Here is a 16,585-nt window from a genome sequence, read left to right on the forward strand (position 1 = left end):
CTCCGGCCGGCCCCCAGCCGCCCGGTAGCGCCACGGCGCAGCAGCATACGGCACCGGTGCTCAGATGGCGGGTAGTCCCTGTGGGCCCGCATTGCGCATCGAGCGGGTGAGTTTGCGGTCGTCACTCCACAGGAAACAGCGCACCCCACGGTCACCCTCCTCCCACTCCCGCTGTGACGGTGGGTAGTAGATGGACCCGGCCCGGTACGGCAGGTCGCTGTTGTTCGGCACCGCGGCGTACGTGGCGATCAAGGCCATGCAGCGTTGGTGGGTCTGCTCGGCGGAGCGGGTGAAGTCCGCCCAGCTCATGTCCCGTTCCAGGTAGACGCCGACGAACTCGGCGCGGTGCGGCTCCGTGCAGAGCACCGGCGCCATGTAGTTGAGGTTGTCGCCGATCAGCTTGGGGTCGAAGCACCGGTGCGTCAGTGGTGTGTCACCGATCAACGCGCCGCGCAGGCTGCCGGTGCGGTTCACCGGCCGGGTGTTGTCGATGCTGTCGGTCTCGCTGAGGTCGCAGCGGAACCAGCGCGCGCCGCCGGTCCAGGCGGGTGCGGAGGGCAGCGAGAGGGACAGGGTGAGCCGCGCCGTGTGCCAGTCGCCGCCGAGCACCTCCCGGGCCCGCTGGTCACATTCGGCGCGGGCGGCCCGCAGTGCCTGCGACCCCGGCTGCGGTCGGGTGGCGGCGCGTGCGGCGGGGCCGACGAGGGTGCCGACGTGGATCGCCTCGGCCAGGTGGCTGCGCGCGCAGTCCACCGTCTCGTACGTGCTGGCCTGCACGATGGAGGTGATCCGGGGCAGGCAGGTGTCGGTGGCGGGGGTGAACGGTTTCGGGGTCCGCAGCGCCGGCCAGTCGTCGGTGAGGTCACCGTCGGCGCCTCGCGCCGGCCCGCAGCCGGTCAGCAGGATCGTCGTGGCGCCGGCCAGCGCCAGCGCTCCGAGCCACCGTCGCATCGTCCGCCCTCCCGGGAGCTGGCGACCGGTCACCGCGCCCCGCGGCGAGACCCCGGCGGGCGTGCAGCCTACGGCACCGTCCCGGTTGGAGTGTCGTCGCGTTTCCGTCGATCGGCCAGCCGTTGATGTCTGTTCGTCCGGATTCGGCGGTCCGGACCGGCCAATTCTGCACCACTGGTCACTACTGGATCACAGCGCGTCCCCGATGGTGCCGCGGTGGGGCGGCGGGTTGCCGCGTTCGTACACTGGCCCCGTGACCGTACCGCCGCCCATCGTCGCGCCGAGCATCCTGGCCGCCGATTTCGCCCGCCTCGCCGAAGAGATCCGTGCCGTCGAGGACGCCGCGGACTGGTTGCACGTGGACGTGATGGACAACCACTTCGTGCCGAACCTGACCATCGGTCTGCCCGTGGTGCAGAGCCTGCGCGCCGTCACCGCGCTGCCGTTCGACGTGCACCTGATGATCGAGGACCCGCGTCGGTGGGCCCCCGGCTACGCCGACGCCGGGGCGTACAACGTGACCTTCCACGCGGAGGCGTGCGACGATCCGGTGGCGCTCGCCAAGGACCTGCGCTCCGCCGGGGCGAAGGCCGGTCTCGCCATCGACCGGGACACCCCGATCGAGCCGTACCTGGAGCTGCTGCCCAGCTTCGACACCCTTCTGATCATGACGATCAAGGCCGGTTTCGGTGGGCAGCGGTTCATCCCGCAACTGCTGGACAAGGTCCGCGCCGCCCGGGGGCACGTCGACGCCGGGCACCTGGAGCTGCGGATCGAGGTGGACGGTGGGATCGCCGCCGACACCATCGAGCAGGCCGCCGCCGCGGGCGCCGACGCGTTCGTGGCCGGCACCGCCGTCTACGGCGCCGCCGACCCGGCGGAGGCGGTACGTCACCTGCGGGCGCTGGCGGAACGCGCGGCTCCCGGGGCCTGAGGTGGACCCCGAGGGCGACCGCAAGGACATCATCCTCGTTGTGGATGACGACGAGGACATCGCCCGTTTCGTCGAGTTCAACCTGCGGCTGCACGGCTTCGAGGTGATCCACGCCAGCGACGGCCAGGAGGCCCTCGAGGTCATCGAGCGGCAGCGGCCCGACCTTGCCGTGGTCGACCTGATGATGCCCCGGATCGACGGACTGGAGCTGACCCGGCGGCTGCGCGCCGACCCGATGACCTCCGCCCTGCCGGTGATCATGCTGACGGCCAAGGGGATGACCGTCGACAAGGTGCACGGGCTCAGCGCCGGCGCCGACGACTACCTGGTCAAGCCGTTCGACACCGCCGAGCTGGTGGCCCGGGTCTCGTCGACCCTGCGCCGCAACAAGGAGTTCCGGGAGGTCTCCCCGCTGACCGGGCTGCCCGGCAACAGCCGGATCCGTCGGGAGATCAGCGACCGGGTTCGGCACGGGGTGGACTACGCGGTCGGCTACGTCGACATCGACCGGTTCAAGAGCGTCAACGACCGGTACGGCTTTGTCCGCGGCGACGACTTCATTTCCGCGCTGGCCCGCAGCCTGCACCGCGCGGTGGTGGCGGTGGGCCTGCCCCCGGCCTTCCTCGGCCACGTCGGTGGCGACGACTTCGTCATCGTCTGCGCCCCGGACCAGGTCCGCTCGCTGACCTCCCGGGCGGTGGTCGACTTCGAGAAGGCGGCCGACACGCTCTACGATCCGACCGACCGGGAGCGCGGCTTCGTCGAGCTGAAGGACCGGCGCGGCACGATCCGCCGTGCGGCCCTGGTCACCCTCTCCATCGGCGTCTCCCTCTCCGACGCCGGCAAGCGGTTCACCGACCCGCTCGAGGTGATCGCGGTGGCCTCCGAGATGAAGACGGTGGCCAAGAGCCAGCCCGGGTCGTACGTGGCGGTGGACCGGCGGCGCGGCGTCACGTGAGCGTGATCCGGCTGTGAAGTAGCTCGCCTCGGTAGCGACGGACCCCCGTTTGCGTGTAAGACTGCCGGAGTACCCACCACGCGCTGGCGGGACTCGGTGAAATTCCGAACCGGCGGTGATCCACGGTCCGACCGTGGTAAGCCCGCGACCCGGACGGCTGTGCCGCCCGGTGGACCTGGTGAGAATCCGGGGCCGACGGTTGGGGGCGGTTCGTCCGCGCCCAGACAGTCCGGATGGGAGACAGCGCGCGGGACGGACGGGTCCGAGCCGGCCGCTGGCTTCAGCGTGCCGTGCCGACCCCCCGGGGCGGCTGTGCCGCACCCGGAATCCGCCGCCGCATGCCCTGCGGCCCCATGCCGCCTCCCTGACCGCCCGCGCGCGGACCGGCGAGTGAGAGGGCAGGGACACGGCGATGGCCAGCGTCTCAGTCGATGAGGCGATGCGACGCGCGATCGAGCTGGCGGCGCGCGGGCTGGGAACCACCAGCCCCAACCCAGTGGTCGGCTGCGTGCTGCTCGACGCGGACGGCGCGGTCGTCGGTGAGGGTTTTCACGCCTACGCCGGCGGGCCGCACGCCGAGATCGTCGCGCTCGCCCAGGCCGGGGAGCGCGCCCGCGGCGGCACGGCGGTGGTCACTCTGGAACCCTGCGACCACACGGGCCGCACCGGTCCCTGCAGCACCGCGCTGGTCCAGGCCGGAGTGGGCCGGGTGGTGATCGCCGTACCCGACCCGAATCCGGTGGCCACCGGAGGCGCCGCCACGCTGCGTGCCGCCGGGGTTCGGGTCGACCTGGGAATACGCGGCGACGAGGCCGAGGCCGGCAACGTCGCCTGGTTGACCTCGATGCGCCGGGGCTGGCCGTACGTGATCTGGAAGTACGCCGCCACGGTGGACGGCCGGTCCGCGGCGGCGGACGGCACCAGCATGTGGATCACCTCGGAGGCGGCCCGGATCGACGTGCACGCGCTGCGCGGCACGGTCGACGCGGTCATCGCCGGGATCGGCACGGTGCTCGCCGACGATCCCCGACTGACCGCCCGCAACCTGCGCGACGGCAGCCTGGCCATCCGGCAGCCGCTGCGGGTGGTCGTGGACAGCTCGGGGCGTACCCCGGCCGACGCCCGGGTCCGCGACGGCGCCGCGCGGACCTGGATCGCGACCGCCGCCGAGGTGGGCGCCGGCTCGCACGGCGGGGTGGACCTGCCGGCGCTGCTCGCGGCGCTGCACCAGCGCGGGGTCCGCGCGGTGCTGCTGGAGGGCGGCCCCCGGCTGGCCGGGGCGTTCCTCGCCGCCGGCCTGGTCGACAAGATCGTCGGGTACGTCGCGCCCCGGCTGCTCGGGGCCGGCCCGACCGCCCTGGTCGACGCCGGCGTGAGCACCATCGCTGAGGCAATTGATCTGGAGTTCGTCGACGTTACGCAGATCGGTCCGGATCTCCGGATCACCGCGCTGCCCCGTAAGAGGGAGGGCTGACATGTTCACCGGCATTGTCGAGGAGTTGGGCGAGGTTGTCCGGGTGTCGTCGACGGCGGGCGATTCGGCGCTGGTCGCCGTACGCGGCCCGCTGGTCACCTCCGACGCCCGCCATGGAGACTCCATCGCGGTCAACGGCGTCTGCCTGACCGTGGTGGAGGCGGCGGACGGTGTCTTCACCGCGGACGTGATGGGCGAGACGCTGCGCCGCTCCGCGCTGGGCGCGCTGCGCCCCGGCGACCCGGTCAACCTGGAGCGGGCCGCCGCGCTGGGCAGCCGGCTCGGCGGGCACCTGGTGCAGGGGCACGTGGACGGTGTCGGTGAGCTGATCTCCCGGGAGCCGGCCGAGCAGTGGGAGACGGTCCGGTTCCGGCTGCCCGCCGCCCTGGCCCGGTACGTGGTGGAGAAGGGCTCGATCACCATCGACGGCGTCTCGCTGACCGTTGCCGAGGTGGGCGCCGACGAGTTCTCCGTCGGTCTGATCCCGACCACGCTGAAGCTGACCACGCTCGGCGCGAAGGGCGTCGGCGATCCGGTCAACCTGGAGGTCGACGTGCTGGCCAAGTACGTCGAGCGGCTGCTCGGCGCCCGGCTCACCGACGCCGACGGTCACGGGGTGGCCGCGAGCACGGGCGGGCTGGCCTGATGGGCCCGCTCGGCTGGCTGCTGGACGCCCAGGTGCAGGTGGCCGGCTCGCCGGTGCTGCTCCGGGAGATCGTCGGCAACGTGTTCGGGCTGGTCTCCGCGCTCCTCGGCCTGCGTCGGCTGGTCTGGGCCTGGCCGGTCGGCATGATCGGCAACGCGCTGCTGTTGACCGTCTTCCTCGGCGGGGTCTTCGCCACCCCGCAGGAGCACGACCTCTACGGGCAGGCCGGCCGGCAGGTGTTCTTCTTCGCGGTCAGCGTCTACGGCTGGTGGCGCTGGCGGCGCAACCGCCGGGCCGACGCCGGGCAGGCAGCGGTCGTCCCACGGTGGGCCACCGGGCGGGAGCGGCTGGCGATGCTGCTGGTCGCCGCGGTCGGCACCGCCGCGGCGTACCCGGTGCTCGCCGCACTGGGCTCCTGGGGCCCGCTGCCGGACGCCTGGATCCTCACCGGCAGCCTGCTGGCCACCTACGGCATGGCCCGCGGCTGGGTGGAGTTCTGGCTGGTCTGGATCGCGGTGGACGCGGTCGGCGTGCCGCTGCTGCTGCGCGGCGGGTTCTACCCGTCGGCGGCCATGTACCTGGTCTACGGCGCGTTCTGCGCCTGGGGCTTCGCCGCCTGGTGGCGCACCTCGCGCGCCACCCGGCCCGCCGTCTCACTCCCGCCCACCTACACGGAGGCCGTCGCATGAGCAGCTTCGCGAGCATTGAGCAGGCGGTCGCCGAGATCGCGGCCGGCCGGCCGGTCGTCGTGGTGGACGACGCCGACCGGGAGAACGAGGGCGATCTGATCTTCGCGGCCGAGCTGGCCACGCCGGAGCTGCTGGCGTTCATGGTGCGGTACACCTCGGGCTACATCTGCGTCCCGCTGACCGAGAGCGAGGCCGACCGGCTGGACCTGCCGCCGATGCACCACACCAACCAGGACCGGCGCGGCACCGCGTACACGGTGACCGTGGACGCCCGGGAGGGAATCAGCACCGGCATCTCGGCGGCTGACCGTGCGCACACCATCCGGCTGCTCGCCGACGCGGCCACCGACCCGACGGACCTGGCCCGGCCCGGGCACGTGGTGCCGCTGCGGGCTCGCGAGGGCGGGGTGCTGCGCCGGCCGGGGCACACCGAGGCGGCGGTGGACCTGACCCGGCTCGCCGGGCTGCGCCCCGCGGGCGTGCTCTGCGAGCTGGTGAACGACGACGGCACCATGATGCGGATGCCGGACCTGGAGAAGTTCTGCGCCGAGCACGGCCTCACGCTGATCACCATCGCCGACCTGATCGCGTACCGGCGGCGGAACGAGAAGCAGGTCGAGATGGTCGCCGAGGCCCGGATGCCGACCCGCCACGGGGTGTTCCGGGCGCTCGGCTACCGCGCCGAGCACGACCCTGCCGAGCACATCGCGATGGTCCTCGGTGACCTCGGTGACGGCCAGGACGTGCTGGTCCGGGTCCACTCCGAGTGCCTCACCGGAGACGTGTTCGGCTCGCTGCGCTGCGACTGCGGGCCACAGCTGGACGCCTCGCTGGCCCGCGTCGCGCGGGAGGGCCGGGGCGTCGTGCTCTACGTGCGCGGACACGAGGGGCGCGGCATCGGGTTGCTGCACAAGCTCCAGGCGTACCAGTTGCAGGACCTCGGACGGGACACCGTGGACGCCAACCTCGACCTGGGTCTGCCGGCCGACGCCCGGGACTACGGGACCGGCGCGCAGATCCTCTACGACCTGGGTGTGCGCTCGATGCGGCTGCTGACCAACAACCCGGCCAAGCGGGCCGGGCTGGAGGGCTACGGGCTGACGATCACCGGCCGGGAGGGGCTGCCGGCCGGCGCGCACCCGGAGAACATGCGCTACCTGCGCACCAAGCGGGACCGGATGGGTCACCTGCTGGACGAGTTGGACGAGGTGAGCGAGGCGCCGCTGGGGCGTCCGGTCGCCAACGACGAGATCGGAGCATGACGATGGCGGGTTTCGGTGAGCCGGGGGTCGACGCGGTGGACGCGGCGGGGCTGACCGTCGGGGTGGTGGCGGCCCGGTGGCACGGGGAGCTGACCGACCACATGCTGGAGCGGGCGGTGGCCGCCGCCGAGGCGTGCGGCGCCCGTTCGGTGGTGGCCCGGGTCGCCGGCTCGGTCGAGCTGCCGGTGGTCGCCCAGGCCCTCGCGCGCCGCTGCGACGTGGTGGTCGCGCTCGGCGTGGTGGTCCGTGGCGCCACCGCGCACTTCGACTACGTCTGCCGTTCGGTGACCGACGGGCTGACCCGGGTGGCGCTGGACGAGGGCAAGCCGGTGGCGCACGGCGTGCTCACCGTGGAAAACATCGAGCAGGCCCGGGACCGGGCCGGGCTGCCCGGGTCGGCGGAGGACAAGGGCTGGTCCGCCACCGTCGCCGCGCTCGACGCCGCGCTGGCCGTCCGGACACTCGCCCACAACGGCCAGCGGGTCGGCTTCAGCGGCTGACCGGCCGGCTGGAAGAATCGCGTTCCGTGAAGACGTTCGAGGAGTTGTTCGCCGAGCTGCAGGCCAAGGCCGCCGCCGGCACCCCGGGCTCGGGCACCGTCGCCGCCCTGGACAAGGGGGTGCACTTCATCGGCAAGAAGGTCGTCGAGGAGGCGGCCGAGTCGTGGATGGCCGCCGAGCACGAGGGGCCGCAGCGCACCGCCGAGGAGATCTCCCAACTGCTCTACCAGGTCCAGGTGCTGATGCTGGCCAGCGGTCTCGAACTCAAGGACGTCTACCGACATCTGTGAGTGCCCCACCCGTTGATCGCCATCCGGATCGAAGGAGCACTCCGTCATGCTGCGTGTCGCCATTCCCAACAAGGGCACCCTGGCCGAGCCGGCCGCCCAGATGCTGCGCGAGGCGGGCTACCGCCAGCGCACCGACCCCAAGGATCTCGTCTGCCGGGACGAGCCCAACGACGTCGAATTCTTCTACCTGCGTCCCAAGGACATCGCCACCTACGTCGGCTCCGGTGACCTCGACCTCGGGATCACCGGCCGGGACCTGCTGATCGACTCGGCCGCGCCGGCCGAGGAGGTCGTCGACCTCGTCTTCGGTCAGGCCACCTTCCGCTTCGCCGCCCGCCCCGACGACATCGCCTCGGTACGGGACCTGGGCGGGCACCGGATCGCCACCGCGTACCCGGGGCTGGTCGAGCGGCACCTCGGCGAGCTGGGCGTCAAGGCCGACGTGATCCGCCTCGACGGCGCGGTGGAAAACGCCGTCCGACTCGGCGTCGCCGACGTGGTCGCCGACGTGGTGGAGACCGGCGCCACCCTGCGCCAGGCGGGCCTGGTGGTCTTCGGCGAGCCGCTGCTGCGCTCCTCGGCGGTGCTGGTGCGCAGGGCCGGAGCGCCGGGGCACCCGCAGGCCGAGCAGTTGCTGCGCCGTCTGCACGGCGTGCTGGTGGCCCGCCGTTACGTGATGCTCGCCTACGACGTGCCCGCCGGCCTGCTGGACCGGGCCAGCGGGCTGACCCCCGGCATCGAGTCGCCCACGGTGTCGCCGCTGCACCGCGAGGGATGGGTGGCGGTGCAGGCGATGGTGCTCCGCGACGACGTGCACCGGATCATGGACGAGCTGTACGAACTGGGCGCCCGGGCCATCCTGGTCACCAACATCCACGCCTGCCGCCTCTGACGGCTGCGGTGGCTCGGCGGGTGGTGCGTCGGCCGGGCGGGTGCGAGTGGCAGACTGGCGGGGTGAGTGAAACGGAGCTGGTCCGCCTGAAGCCCCGCCGTATCCGGGTGGTCTGCTGGTCCTCGGCGGTCGCGTTGGTGGTGGTGTTCGCTCTGGTGGCCACCTCGCTGAGCGGCCCGACCGGCAACGGCTACGGCAGTTTCCAGCGCGGCGACCAGGTCGCCATGATCGGTCTGGGCATCTTCGGTGCGCTGGGCTTCCTGCTGTTCACCCGCCCACGGGTGGAGGCCGACGCGCGCGGCGTCCGGGTGCGCAATGTCATCAGCTCGTACACGCTGCCCTGGGAGGTCGTCCGCGGCGTCCGCTTCGATCGCGGCGCGCCCTGGGCGAGCCTGGAGCTGCACGACGACGACCTGCTGCCGATGGTCGCCCTGCAGGCCGCCGACAAGGAACTGGCCGTCGACGGGGTCCGCGCGCTGCGCCGGCTGCACGAGGCGCACCAGAGCCGCCTCGCCGAGCGCGCCTCCGGCCGCTGACCCCACCAGGCCGGCACGATCCGGGCGACAGCACCGAAAGTGTGCGGATTCCCGGTCGGGGATCCGGGTCCGGTTTCGGGTCGGCCGGAGCCCGGGTGTAGAGTTGTCGAGTCGACCAGGCTGTCTCCGCGTGCGAGCAGACAGCCATGAAAGCGGAGCGCCTGCTCCCACCCGAGTCGCCGCTACGGTGGCCGGGTCCGGTCCCCGGTTTCGGGCACGTCCCGGTTCCGGATGCGCGATCCTGTGATCGTGCCGACCGGTCGAGCGGGCCCTGGCATACGCCGGGGCCTTCTGCTTTCCGGGTCGGTTCCCACCCGGGAGCCGCGGGGGTCGGTGACAGAGCAGAAACGACTCGAGGAGGCCCCATCAGCGTCGAACCACGCGTGAACGAGCAGATCCGGGCACGTGAGGTCCGACTGGTCGGCCCCGAGGGTGAGCAGGTGGGCATCGTCCCACTGGAGCGCGCCCTTCAGCTGGCCGCGGACGTCGATCTGGACCTGGTCGAGGTTGCGCCGATGGCGCGCCCGCCGGTGTGCAAGCTCATGGACTTCGGCAAGTTCAAGTACGAGAGCGCACTTAAGGCGCGCGAAGCGCGGCGTAACCAGCAGCAGACCGTCATCAAGGAAATGAAGCTCCGCCCGAAGATCGACCCGCACGACTACGAGACCAAGAAGGGTCACGTGGTGCGGTTCCTCAAGGCGGGCGACAAGGTCAAGGTGACGATCATGTTCCGCGGTCGCGAGCAGAGCCGCCCGGAGCTGGGTTACCGGCTCCTGCGTCGGCTCGAATCCGAGATCACGGAACTGGGATACGTCGAGGCCGCTCCGAAGCAGGACGGCCGAAACATGATCATGGTTCTCGCTCCGCATCGTGCCGTCAAGGCCTCCGCGGTCGCCGCTACGGCGTCCCGCGGTGCACCTCGGGACCGGGCAGGGGACGAGTCCGCCGCTCCGGTAGCCGATGAGACCGCGGCGGTCGGCGAGACCGCAGCAGCCGGTGACACCGGCCTCGCCGCCGATACCAGCGGCGAGTAACAGGGGAGAAGACGTTCCACATGCCGAAGATGAAGAGCCACTCGGGTATGGGTAAGCGGGTCAAGGTCACCGGCAAGGGCAAGATCGTTGCTCAGCAGGCCGGCCTCCGCCACAACCTGGAGAAGAAGCCCTCCACCCAGACCCGCCGGCTGACCGGCACGGTCGTGCTGGCCAAGGCCGACGTCAAGCGCATCAAGAAGCTGCTCGGCCGCTGACGCGCGCCACCTTTACGTAAGAAGGAGTTGAGATGGCACGCGTCAAGCGGGCTGTGAACGCCCAGAAGAAGCGTCGTACCCTGCTGGAGACCGCGAGCGGTTACCGCGGTCAGCGCTCCCGGCTGTACCGCAAGGCCAAGGAGCAGGTGCTGCACTCGATGCAGTACGCCTACCGGGACCGTCGTGACCGCAAGGGCGACTTCCGGCAGCTGTGGATCCAGCGGATCAACGCGGGCGCCCGGGCCAACGGGATGACCTACAACCGTCTGATCCAGGGCCTGCGTCTGGCCGGCATCGAGGTCGACCGCAAGATCCTGGCCGACCTGGCCGTCAACGACGCCGCCGCCTTCGCGGCGATCGTCGAGCTGGCCCGGGCCGCGGTCGCGGCCGAGGGCACCGGCGGCGCGGCGGCCCAGGCCGCCTGATCCCCGCGCACAAGAGCGAGGCGTCTCCCGTGTCGGCACCGCCGTCCGGGGGGCGCCTCGATCGTGCCGGAGGACCGCACACCATGGCCTTCACTCCGCGTACACCCAGGGTGGTCGCCGCCCGCCGGTTGCAGCGCCGTCGGGACCGGGAGGCCACCGGCCGTTTCCTGGCCGAGGGCCCGCAGGCGGTCCGCGAGGCCCTCGCGCGGCCCGAGGTGGTCACCGAGCTGTTCGGTACGCCCACCGCCCTCGACCGGTACGCGGAGCTGGCCGCCGCCGCGGCCCGCGCCGACGTGCCGGTCTCCGAGGTGACCGACGAGGCGCTCGCCGCGCTGGCCGAGACCGTGGCCCCGCAGGGGCTGGTCGCCGTCTGCCGGCACCTGGACGTGCCGCTGGAGCAGGCCCTCGCCGGTACGCCCCGTCTGGTGGCGGTGCTCGCCGAGATCCGTGACCCGGGCAACGCCGGCACCGTGCTGCGCACCGCCGACGCCGCCGGAGCGGGCACGGTGGTCTTCTCCGGCGACGCCGTCGACCCGTACAACGGCAAGTGCGTCCGGGCCTCCGCCGGCAGCCTCTTCCACGTCGACGTGGTCCGGGCCGCCGACCCGGTCGAGGTGGTCGAAGCGCTCCGTACCGCCGGTCTGACCGTGCTCGCCACCACCGGCTACGGCGACAGCGACCTGGACGACCTGGCCGATTCCGGACGGCTCGCCGAGCCCACCGCCTGGCTGTTCGGCTCCGAGGCGCACGGGCTGCCGGAGGAGCTGGCCGCCGCGGCCGACGCCCGGGTCCGGGTGCCGCTGCACGGGCGCGCGGAGAGCCTGAACCTGGCTGCGGCCGCCGCGGTCTGCCTGTACGCTTCAGCGAGAGCACAGCGCTGAGTGTCCACACCGGCGCACCTACCGCAGGGGAGAGCGTCCGTCGATGAACGCGCCACGGCGTTCGTTTAGCCAGCCCGCCGGTGTCGGCGGGCGGCGGGCCTGACCTGCTCCCTGCACGACTCCTACCGGCGGGCTGCGGCACAGCCGCGCGTCCGTAGACTCGCTTAGCCGCCCCGGTGAGGGCTGGCGCCGCCGTGAGGGAGTGCCCGTACGCCATGAGCTACCGCAACGATCCGTACGACCCGAAGCAGGTCGCCCTGCTCGACCCCGCCGCCCTGGCCGCGGCCGTCGCCGACGCCACGAAGGCGTTCACGGCGGCCACCGACCCGGACGCGCTGACCGCGCTGCGCCCCGCGCACCTCGGTGACCGGTCCCCGGTCTCGCTGGCCCGCCGGGAGATCGGCGCGTTGCCACCGGCCGCGAAGTCCGATGCCGGCAAACGGGTCAACGAGGCCCGCCGGGCGATCGAGACCGCCTACGCCGACCGCGCCGAGGTCGTGGAGCGCGAGCAGGCCGAGCGGGTGCTGGTGGAGGAGCGGGTGGACGTCACCCTGCCCTACGACCGACGTCCGCGCGGCGCCCGGCACCCGCTGAGCACCCTGATGGAGTCGATCAGCGACCTGTTCGTCGGGATGGGCTACGAGGTGGCCGAGGGCCCCGAGGTCGACCTGGAGTGGGTCAACTTCGACGCGTTGAACATTCCCGCCGACCACCCGGCGCGCGGGCTGATGGACACCTTCCACATCGCACCGGAGGGCTCCGGCCTGGTGCTACGCACGCACACCTCGACGGTGCAGACCCGCACGATGCTCAGCCGCAAGCCGCCGATCTACGTGATCGTGCCCGGCCGCGTCTACCGCACCGACGAGATCGACGCCACCCACAGCCCGGTGTTCCACCAGGCCGAGGGTCTGGTGGTCGACAAGGGCATCACGATGGCGCACCTGCGGGGCACGCTCGACCACTTCGCCCGCGCGATGTTCGGCCCGGAGGCGAAGACCCGGTGGCGGCCGCACTACTTCCCGTTCACCGAGCCGTCGGCGGAGTTCGACGTCTGGTTCCCGGAGCACCGCGACGGCCCCCAGTGGGTCGAGTGGGGCGGCTGCGGGATGGTCAACCCGCGGGTGCTGCGCGCCTGCGGCGTGGACCCGGAGGTCTACTCCGGATTCGCCTTCGGGATGGGCATCGACCGGACCCTGATGGTCCGGCACGGGGTCAGCGACATCCGCCATCTCTTCGAGGGCGACGTGCGGTTCAGCCGGGCGCTCGGGACCGGGGCGTAGGCGATGCGGGTACGAGACACGGGAACGGTGGTCTGAAGTCATGCGAGTTTCTGTCAGTTGGCTGCGGGAGTACGTCGACCTCCCCGCCGACCTGCCCACCGGTGACCTGGAGCAGGCCCTGATCGACCTCGGCATCGAGGTCGAGTCCGTGGTGGACCTGCGGGCGAGCGTCACCGGCCAGTTGGTCGTCGGCGAGGTACGGGAGATCGAGGAGCTCACCGGCTTCAAGAAGCCGATCCGGTTCTGCCGGGTCGACGTGGGTGACGCCAACGGCACCGGCGAACCGCAGGAGATCGTCTGTGGGGCGCGCAACTTCGCGCCCGGCGACCGGGTGGTGGTGATCCTGCCCGGCGGCGTACTGCCCGGCGGCTTCGCCATCGGCGCCCGCAAGACCTACGGGCACAACTCCAACGGCATGATCTGCTCGGCGAAGGAGTTGGGCCTGGGCGAGGACCACTCCGGCATCATCGTGCTGCCGCCGGACGTGGCGGCCAAGCCGGGCGACGACGCGCGGCCGGTGGTCGGCCTCGACGACGTGGTGCTCGAGCTGGAGATCACCCCCGACCGGGGGTACGGGTTGAGCCTGCGCGGCCTGGCCCGGGAGCTGTCGCACGCCTTCGACGTGCCGCTGCACGATCCGGCCCTGGTGCCCGCGCCGGCCGGCACCGAGGCGCCGGCGTACCCGGTGGAGGTGCGCGACCCGGTCGGCTGCGACCGTTTCGCCGCCCGCCTGGTCCGCGGCGTCGACCCGACGGCGCCCACGCCGTCGTGGATGCAGCAGCGGCTCGTCACCGCGGGCATCCGCAGCATCTCGCTGCCGGTCGACATCACGAACTACGTGATGCTGGAGCTGGGCCAGCCGATGCACGCCTTCGACGCCGACCGGATCGCCGGGCCGCTGGTGGTCCGCCGCGCCGAGCCGGGGGAGAAGCTGACCACCCTGGACGGGGTGCAGCGGGTGCTCGCCGGCGACGACATGGTGATCTGCGACGACACTGGCCCGATCTCGCTGGCCGCGGTGATGGGCGGTGAGACCAGTGAGGTCATCGCCGGCACCACCAGCGTGCTCTTCGAGGCGGCACACTGGGACCCGGCGATGGTCGGGCGCACCGCCCGCCGGCACAAGCTGTTCAGCGAGGCCGCGAAGCGCTGGGAGCGGGGCGTCGACCCGGCCCTGCCGCTGGTCGCGCTGGAGCGGGCCGTTCGGCTGCTCACCGAGCACGGTGGCGGCACCCCGGGTGCGGAGATCCTGGACATCGACCACGTCCGTCCGCGTACCCCGATCACCCTGCCGGCGGACCTGCCGACCCGGCGGGTCGGCGTCGAGTACCCGCCGGCGCGGGTGGTCGCCCTGCTGGAGCGGGTCGGCTGCACGGTGGCGCAGGGCGCCGACCGGTTGGCCGAGGACCCGGGCGCGGTCGGCGTCGCCAGCGGCGCCGGGGTGGCGCTCAGCGTCACGCCACCCAGCTGGCGGCCCGACCTGACCGACCCGGCTGACCTGGTCGAGGAGGTGGTCCGCCTCGACGGGTACGACCGGGTGCCGTCGGTGCTGCCGACCGCGCCGCCGGGCCGTGGGTTGACCCCGCGGCAGCGCCGGCGCCGGGCGGTCGCCGGGTCGTTGGCCGAGCGGGGGTACGTGGAGGTGCTCGCGCACCCGTTCGTGTCGCCGGAGCTGGCCGACCTGCTCGGCCTGCCGGCCGACGACCCGCGCCGGCCGGCGGTGCGGCTGGCCAACCCCCTGTCCGAGGAGGAGCCGCTGCTGCGCACCACGCTGCTCGGCCCGCTGCTCGGCATTCTCAAGCGCAACCTCGGCCGGGGGCACCGTGACGTGGCGCTCTACGAGATCGGGGCGGTGTTCCACCCGCGCGTCGGGGCTGGCAGCCCGCCGGCGATGGGCGTGGACCGGCGCCCCACCGACGAGGAGTTCGCGGCCGCCGACGCGGTGGTGCCGGCGCAGCCCGTGCACGTCGCGGTGGTGGTGACCGGTGACCTCGACCCGGCCGGCTGGTGGGGTCCGGGCCGGGCGGCCGGCTGGGCGGACGCCATCGAGGCGGCCCGCGACGTGCTGGCCGCCGTCGGCATCCCCGACGAGCGGGTCGAGGTGAGTGCCGCCGAGTACGCCCCGTGGCACCCCGGCCGCTGCGCCGAGCTGCGGGTCGACGGCACGGTCGTCGGGCACGCCGGCGAGCTGCACCCCGCGGTGGTGGCGGCGCTGGAACTGCCCCGCCGGACCTGCGCGATGGAGCTGTCCCTGGACGCGCTGCCGTCCGCCCCGGTGACGCCCGCCCCGGCGGTGTCCGGCTTCCCGCCGGCGCTGATCGACGTGGCGCTGGTGGTGGACGGGTCGGTGCCGGCGGAGCAGGTGCGCCGGGCGCTGGAGGCGGGCGCCGGGGAGCTGCTGGAGGACGTGCGGCTGTTCGACGTGTACTCCAGTGAGCAGCTCGGCGCGGGTCGCCGGTCGCTGGCGTACAAGCTCACCTTCCGCGCACCGGACCGGACGCTCACCGTCGAGGAGGCGGTGGCCGCCCGGGACGCGGCGGTGGCCGTGGCCGCCGAGCGCTTCGGCGCCACCCTGCGCGGCGCCTGACCGGTGCTGGGATGGCTCGCGGTGGCCGCCGTGCTCGCGGTGGCCACCGCCGGCCTGCTCTGGGCCCGCCGGCACCTGCTGCTGGTCGCGGTGGTGGGGCGCAGCATGGAGCCGACGCTGCGCTCCGGTGACCGGGTGCTGGCCCGGCGGCTGCCGCTGGCCCGGGTCCGCCCCGGCGACGTGGTCGTGGTGGTGGCCCCGGCCAGGATGACCGCCGGTCACCCCACCCGTCCGGACGCGCCGGGCGGGCCCGGCCTGCTGATCAAGCGGGCGCACGCGGTGCCGGGCGATCCGGTGCCGGTGGACCGGGTGCCGCTGCTGCGCCAGGGCGGTGAGCGGGTGGTGCCGACGGGGCGGCTGGTCGTGCTCGGTGACAACGCCGCAGAGCTACGACTCCCGCGAGTGCGGCTACATCCCCGAGCCGGACGTGCTCGGGGTGGTGGTCCGGCCGCGCCTGCGCGCGGACTGACCGCCGGCGTACGCGGCGGCTCGCTACGCATGACGGCGTGCCGCCCAGCCGAGGGCCGGACGCCACGCCGTCACCGCCTCAGCAGAGAGCGGTCATCGTGCTCGCGCCAGCGCTGCAGTAGTACCCGCAGCTGCCGCAGAACGTCTTGCAGCCCAAATTCTGGCTGCACCGCTTGAAGTAACCCGCCATGGTCGGCGGGCAGCCGGACCGGTTCGTCGGGGGAGTTCAGCAGGTGGCGCAGCTGGCTGGCGTGGCTGCGCAGATTCGCCACCGCCGAAGCGGGTGCCCGCTCACCCCACAGCTCCTCCCGCAGCCGTTCGACGGGGACCGCCGTGCCGGCGTGCAGCAGCAGGGTGACCAGCAGGGCGGTGGGTCGGCCGGCCGGCGTCCGTACGGGCTGACCGTCGCGGCGTATCCGAACCGGACCGAGGATCTCGAACGACAGGCCCACTGCGTCCTCCGTCGGGTGCCCCCGTGGGCCGGACGGGCCGGCCCCACCACCGTCAGGCAGTCATGTTAGTCGATTTAACGAAGGTTCAGGTGCGGTCGGGACGACGGA

18 protein-coding genes, 1 pseudogene and 1 riboswitch are annotated in these 16,585 nt (G+C 72.9%); of the genes and pseudogenes, 17 read left to right on the forward strand and 2 right to left on the reverse strand.

Annotation, left to right across the window (positions count from 1 at the left end; genetic code table 11):
* Window positions 1–60: 60 nt before the first annotated feature.
* Window positions 61–951, reverse strand: coding sequence for a septum formation family protein (locus ABZU69_RS11310; protein ID WP_354964248.1), 891 nt, complete (start codon window positions 949–951; stop codon window positions 61–63).
* Between the two features lie 253 nt (window positions 952–1,204).
* Here ABZU69_RS11310 and rpe point away from each other — a divergent pair, with 253 nt between their 5' ends.
* The 17 genes and pseudogenes from rpe to ABZU69_RS11395 form a co-directional block, all read left to right on the forward strand.
* Window positions 1,205–1,885, forward strand: coding sequence for a ribulose-phosphate 3-epimerase (gene rpe, locus ABZU69_RS11315; protein ID WP_354964249.1), 681 nt, complete (start codon window positions 1,205–1,207; stop codon window positions 1,883–1,885).
* A 1-nt stretch (window position 1,886) separates the two neighbouring features.
* Window positions 1,887–2,843 (forward strand): response regulator, encoded by a 957-nt coding sequence (locus ABZU69_RS11320; protein ID WP_354964250.1) that lies wholly within the window; start codon window positions 1,887–1,889, stop codon window positions 2,841–2,843.
* Between the two features lie 78 nt (window positions 2,844–2,921).
* Window positions 2,922–3,092, forward strand: a riboswitch (FMN riboswitch).
* A gap of 163 nt (window positions 3,093–3,255) precedes the next feature.
* Entirely contained in the window at window positions 3,256–4,317 is a 1,062-nt protein-coding gene (ribD, locus tag ABZU69_RS11325; RefSeq protein ID WP_354964251.1) for a bifunctional diaminohydroxyphosphoribosylaminopyrimidine deaminase/5-amino-6-(5-phosphoribosylamino)uracil reductase RibD, read from the forward strand.
* A 1-nt stretch (window position 4,318) separates the two neighbouring features.
* Window positions 4,319–4,963, forward strand: coding sequence for a riboflavin synthase (locus ABZU69_RS11330; RefSeq protein ID WP_354964252.1), 645 nt, complete (start codon window positions 4,319–4,321; stop codon window positions 4,961–4,963).
* A complete protein-coding gene (gene pnuC, locus ABZU69_RS11335) occupies window positions 4,963–5,652 on the forward strand; it encodes a nicotinamide riboside transporter PnuC (RefSeq protein ID WP_354964253.1) in 690 nt (229 codons plus the stop codon). Before ABZU69_RS11330 ends, pnuC begins: the two co-directional genes overlap by 1 nt.
* On the forward strand, window positions 5,649–6,914 hold the full coding sequence (locus tag ABZU69_RS11340; RefSeq protein ID WP_354964254.1) for a bifunctional 3,4-dihydroxy-2-butanone-4-phosphate synthase/GTP cyclohydrolase II: 1,266 nt from the start codon (window positions 5,649–5,651) through the stop codon (window positions 6,912–6,914). The genes pnuC and ABZU69_RS11340 overlap by 4 nt, the downstream gene beginning before the upstream one ends.
* Window positions 6,915–6,916: 2 nt before the next feature.
* The gene (gene ribH / locus ABZU69_RS11345; protein ID WP_354964339.1) at window positions 6,917–7,414 is read left to right on the forward strand and encodes a 6,7-dimethyl-8-ribityllumazine synthase; all 498 of its coding nucleotides are present in this window, start codon (window positions 6,917–6,919) and stop codon (window positions 7,412–7,414) included.
* A gap of 8 nt (window positions 7,415–7,422) precedes the next feature.
* Complete coding sequence (locus ABZU69_RS11350) at window positions 7,423–7,704, forward strand: phosphoribosyl-ATP diphosphatase (RefSeq protein WP_197701276.1); 282 nt, start codon at window positions 7,423–7,425, stop codon at window positions 7,702–7,704.
* A gap of 46 nt (window positions 7,705–7,750) precedes the next feature.
* The gene (gene hisG, locus ABZU69_RS11355; protein ID WP_354964255.1) at window positions 7,751–8,596 is read left to right on the forward strand and encodes an ATP phosphoribosyltransferase; all 846 of its coding nucleotides are present in this window, start codon (window positions 7,751–7,753) and stop codon (window positions 8,594–8,596) included.
* Window positions 8,597–8,658: 62 nt separating this feature from the next.
* On the forward strand, window positions 8,659–9,132 hold the full coding sequence (locus ABZU69_RS11360) for a PH domain-containing protein (protein WP_354964256.1): 474 nt from the start codon (window positions 8,659–8,661) through the stop codon (window positions 9,130–9,132).
* 383 nt (window positions 9,133–9,515) lie between these two features.
* Window positions 9,516–10,166 carry a translation initiation factor IF-3 gene (infC, locus tag ABZU69_RS11365; RefSeq protein WP_354964257.1) on the forward strand — a complete coding sequence of 217 codons (651 nt, stop codon included), beginning with the start codon at window positions 9,516–9,518 and terminating at the stop codon, window positions 10,164–10,166.
* A 20-nt stretch (window positions 10,167–10,186) separates the two neighbouring features.
* Window positions 10,187–10,381, forward strand: coding sequence for a 50S ribosomal protein L35 (rpmI, locus tag ABZU69_RS11370; RefSeq protein ID WP_354964258.1), 195 nt, complete (start codon window positions 10,187–10,189; stop codon window positions 10,379–10,381).
* Window positions 10,382–10,413: 32 nt separating this feature from the next.
* The gene (gene rplT, locus ABZU69_RS11375) at window positions 10,414–10,806 is read left to right on the forward strand and encodes a 50S ribosomal protein L20 (RefSeq protein WP_030335718.1); all 393 of its coding nucleotides are present in this window, start codon (window positions 10,414–10,416) and stop codon (window positions 10,804–10,806) included.
* Window positions 10,807–10,835: 29 nt separating this feature from the next.
* The gene (locus ABZU69_RS11380; protein ID WP_354964259.1) at window positions 10,836–11,687 is read left to right on the forward strand and encodes an RNA methyltransferase; all 852 of its coding nucleotides are present in this window, start codon (window positions 10,836–10,838) and stop codon (window positions 11,685–11,687) included.
* 215 nt (window positions 11,688–11,902) lie between these two features.
* Window positions 11,903–12,970 (forward strand): phenylalanine--tRNA ligase subunit alpha, encoded by a 1,068-nt coding sequence (pheS, locus tag ABZU69_RS11385; protein WP_354964260.1) that lies wholly within the window; start codon window positions 11,903–11,905, stop codon window positions 12,968–12,970.
* A gap of 40 nt (window positions 12,971–13,010) precedes the next feature.
* The gene (pheT, locus tag ABZU69_RS11390) at window positions 13,011–15,557 is read left to right on the forward strand and encodes a phenylalanine--tRNA ligase subunit beta (RefSeq protein ID WP_354964261.1); all 2,547 of its coding nucleotides are present in this window, start codon (window positions 13,011–13,013) and stop codon (window positions 15,555–15,557) included.
* A gap of 30 nt (window positions 15,558–15,587) precedes the next feature.
* Window positions 15,588–15,851, forward strand: a pseudogene (locus ABZU69_RS11395) (S26 family signal peptidase); the annotation flags it as partial.
* Between the two features lie 245 nt (window positions 15,852–16,096).
* On the opposite strand, the gene ABZU69_RS11400 reads toward ABZU69_RS11395, so the two are convergent.
* Window positions 16,097–16,477, reverse strand: a complete 381-nt coding sequence (locus tag ABZU69_RS11400) for a winged helix-turn-helix domain-containing protein (RefSeq protein WP_354964262.1) — start codon at window positions 16,475–16,477, stop codon at window positions 16,097–16,099.
* Window positions 16,478–16,585: the final 108 nt, after the last annotated feature.

This window comes from Micromonospora sp. NPDC005206 (assembly GCF_040608175.1).
Taxonomy (GTDB): domain Bacteria; phylum Actinomycetota; class Actinomycetes; order Mycobacteriales; family Micromonosporaceae; genus Micromonospora.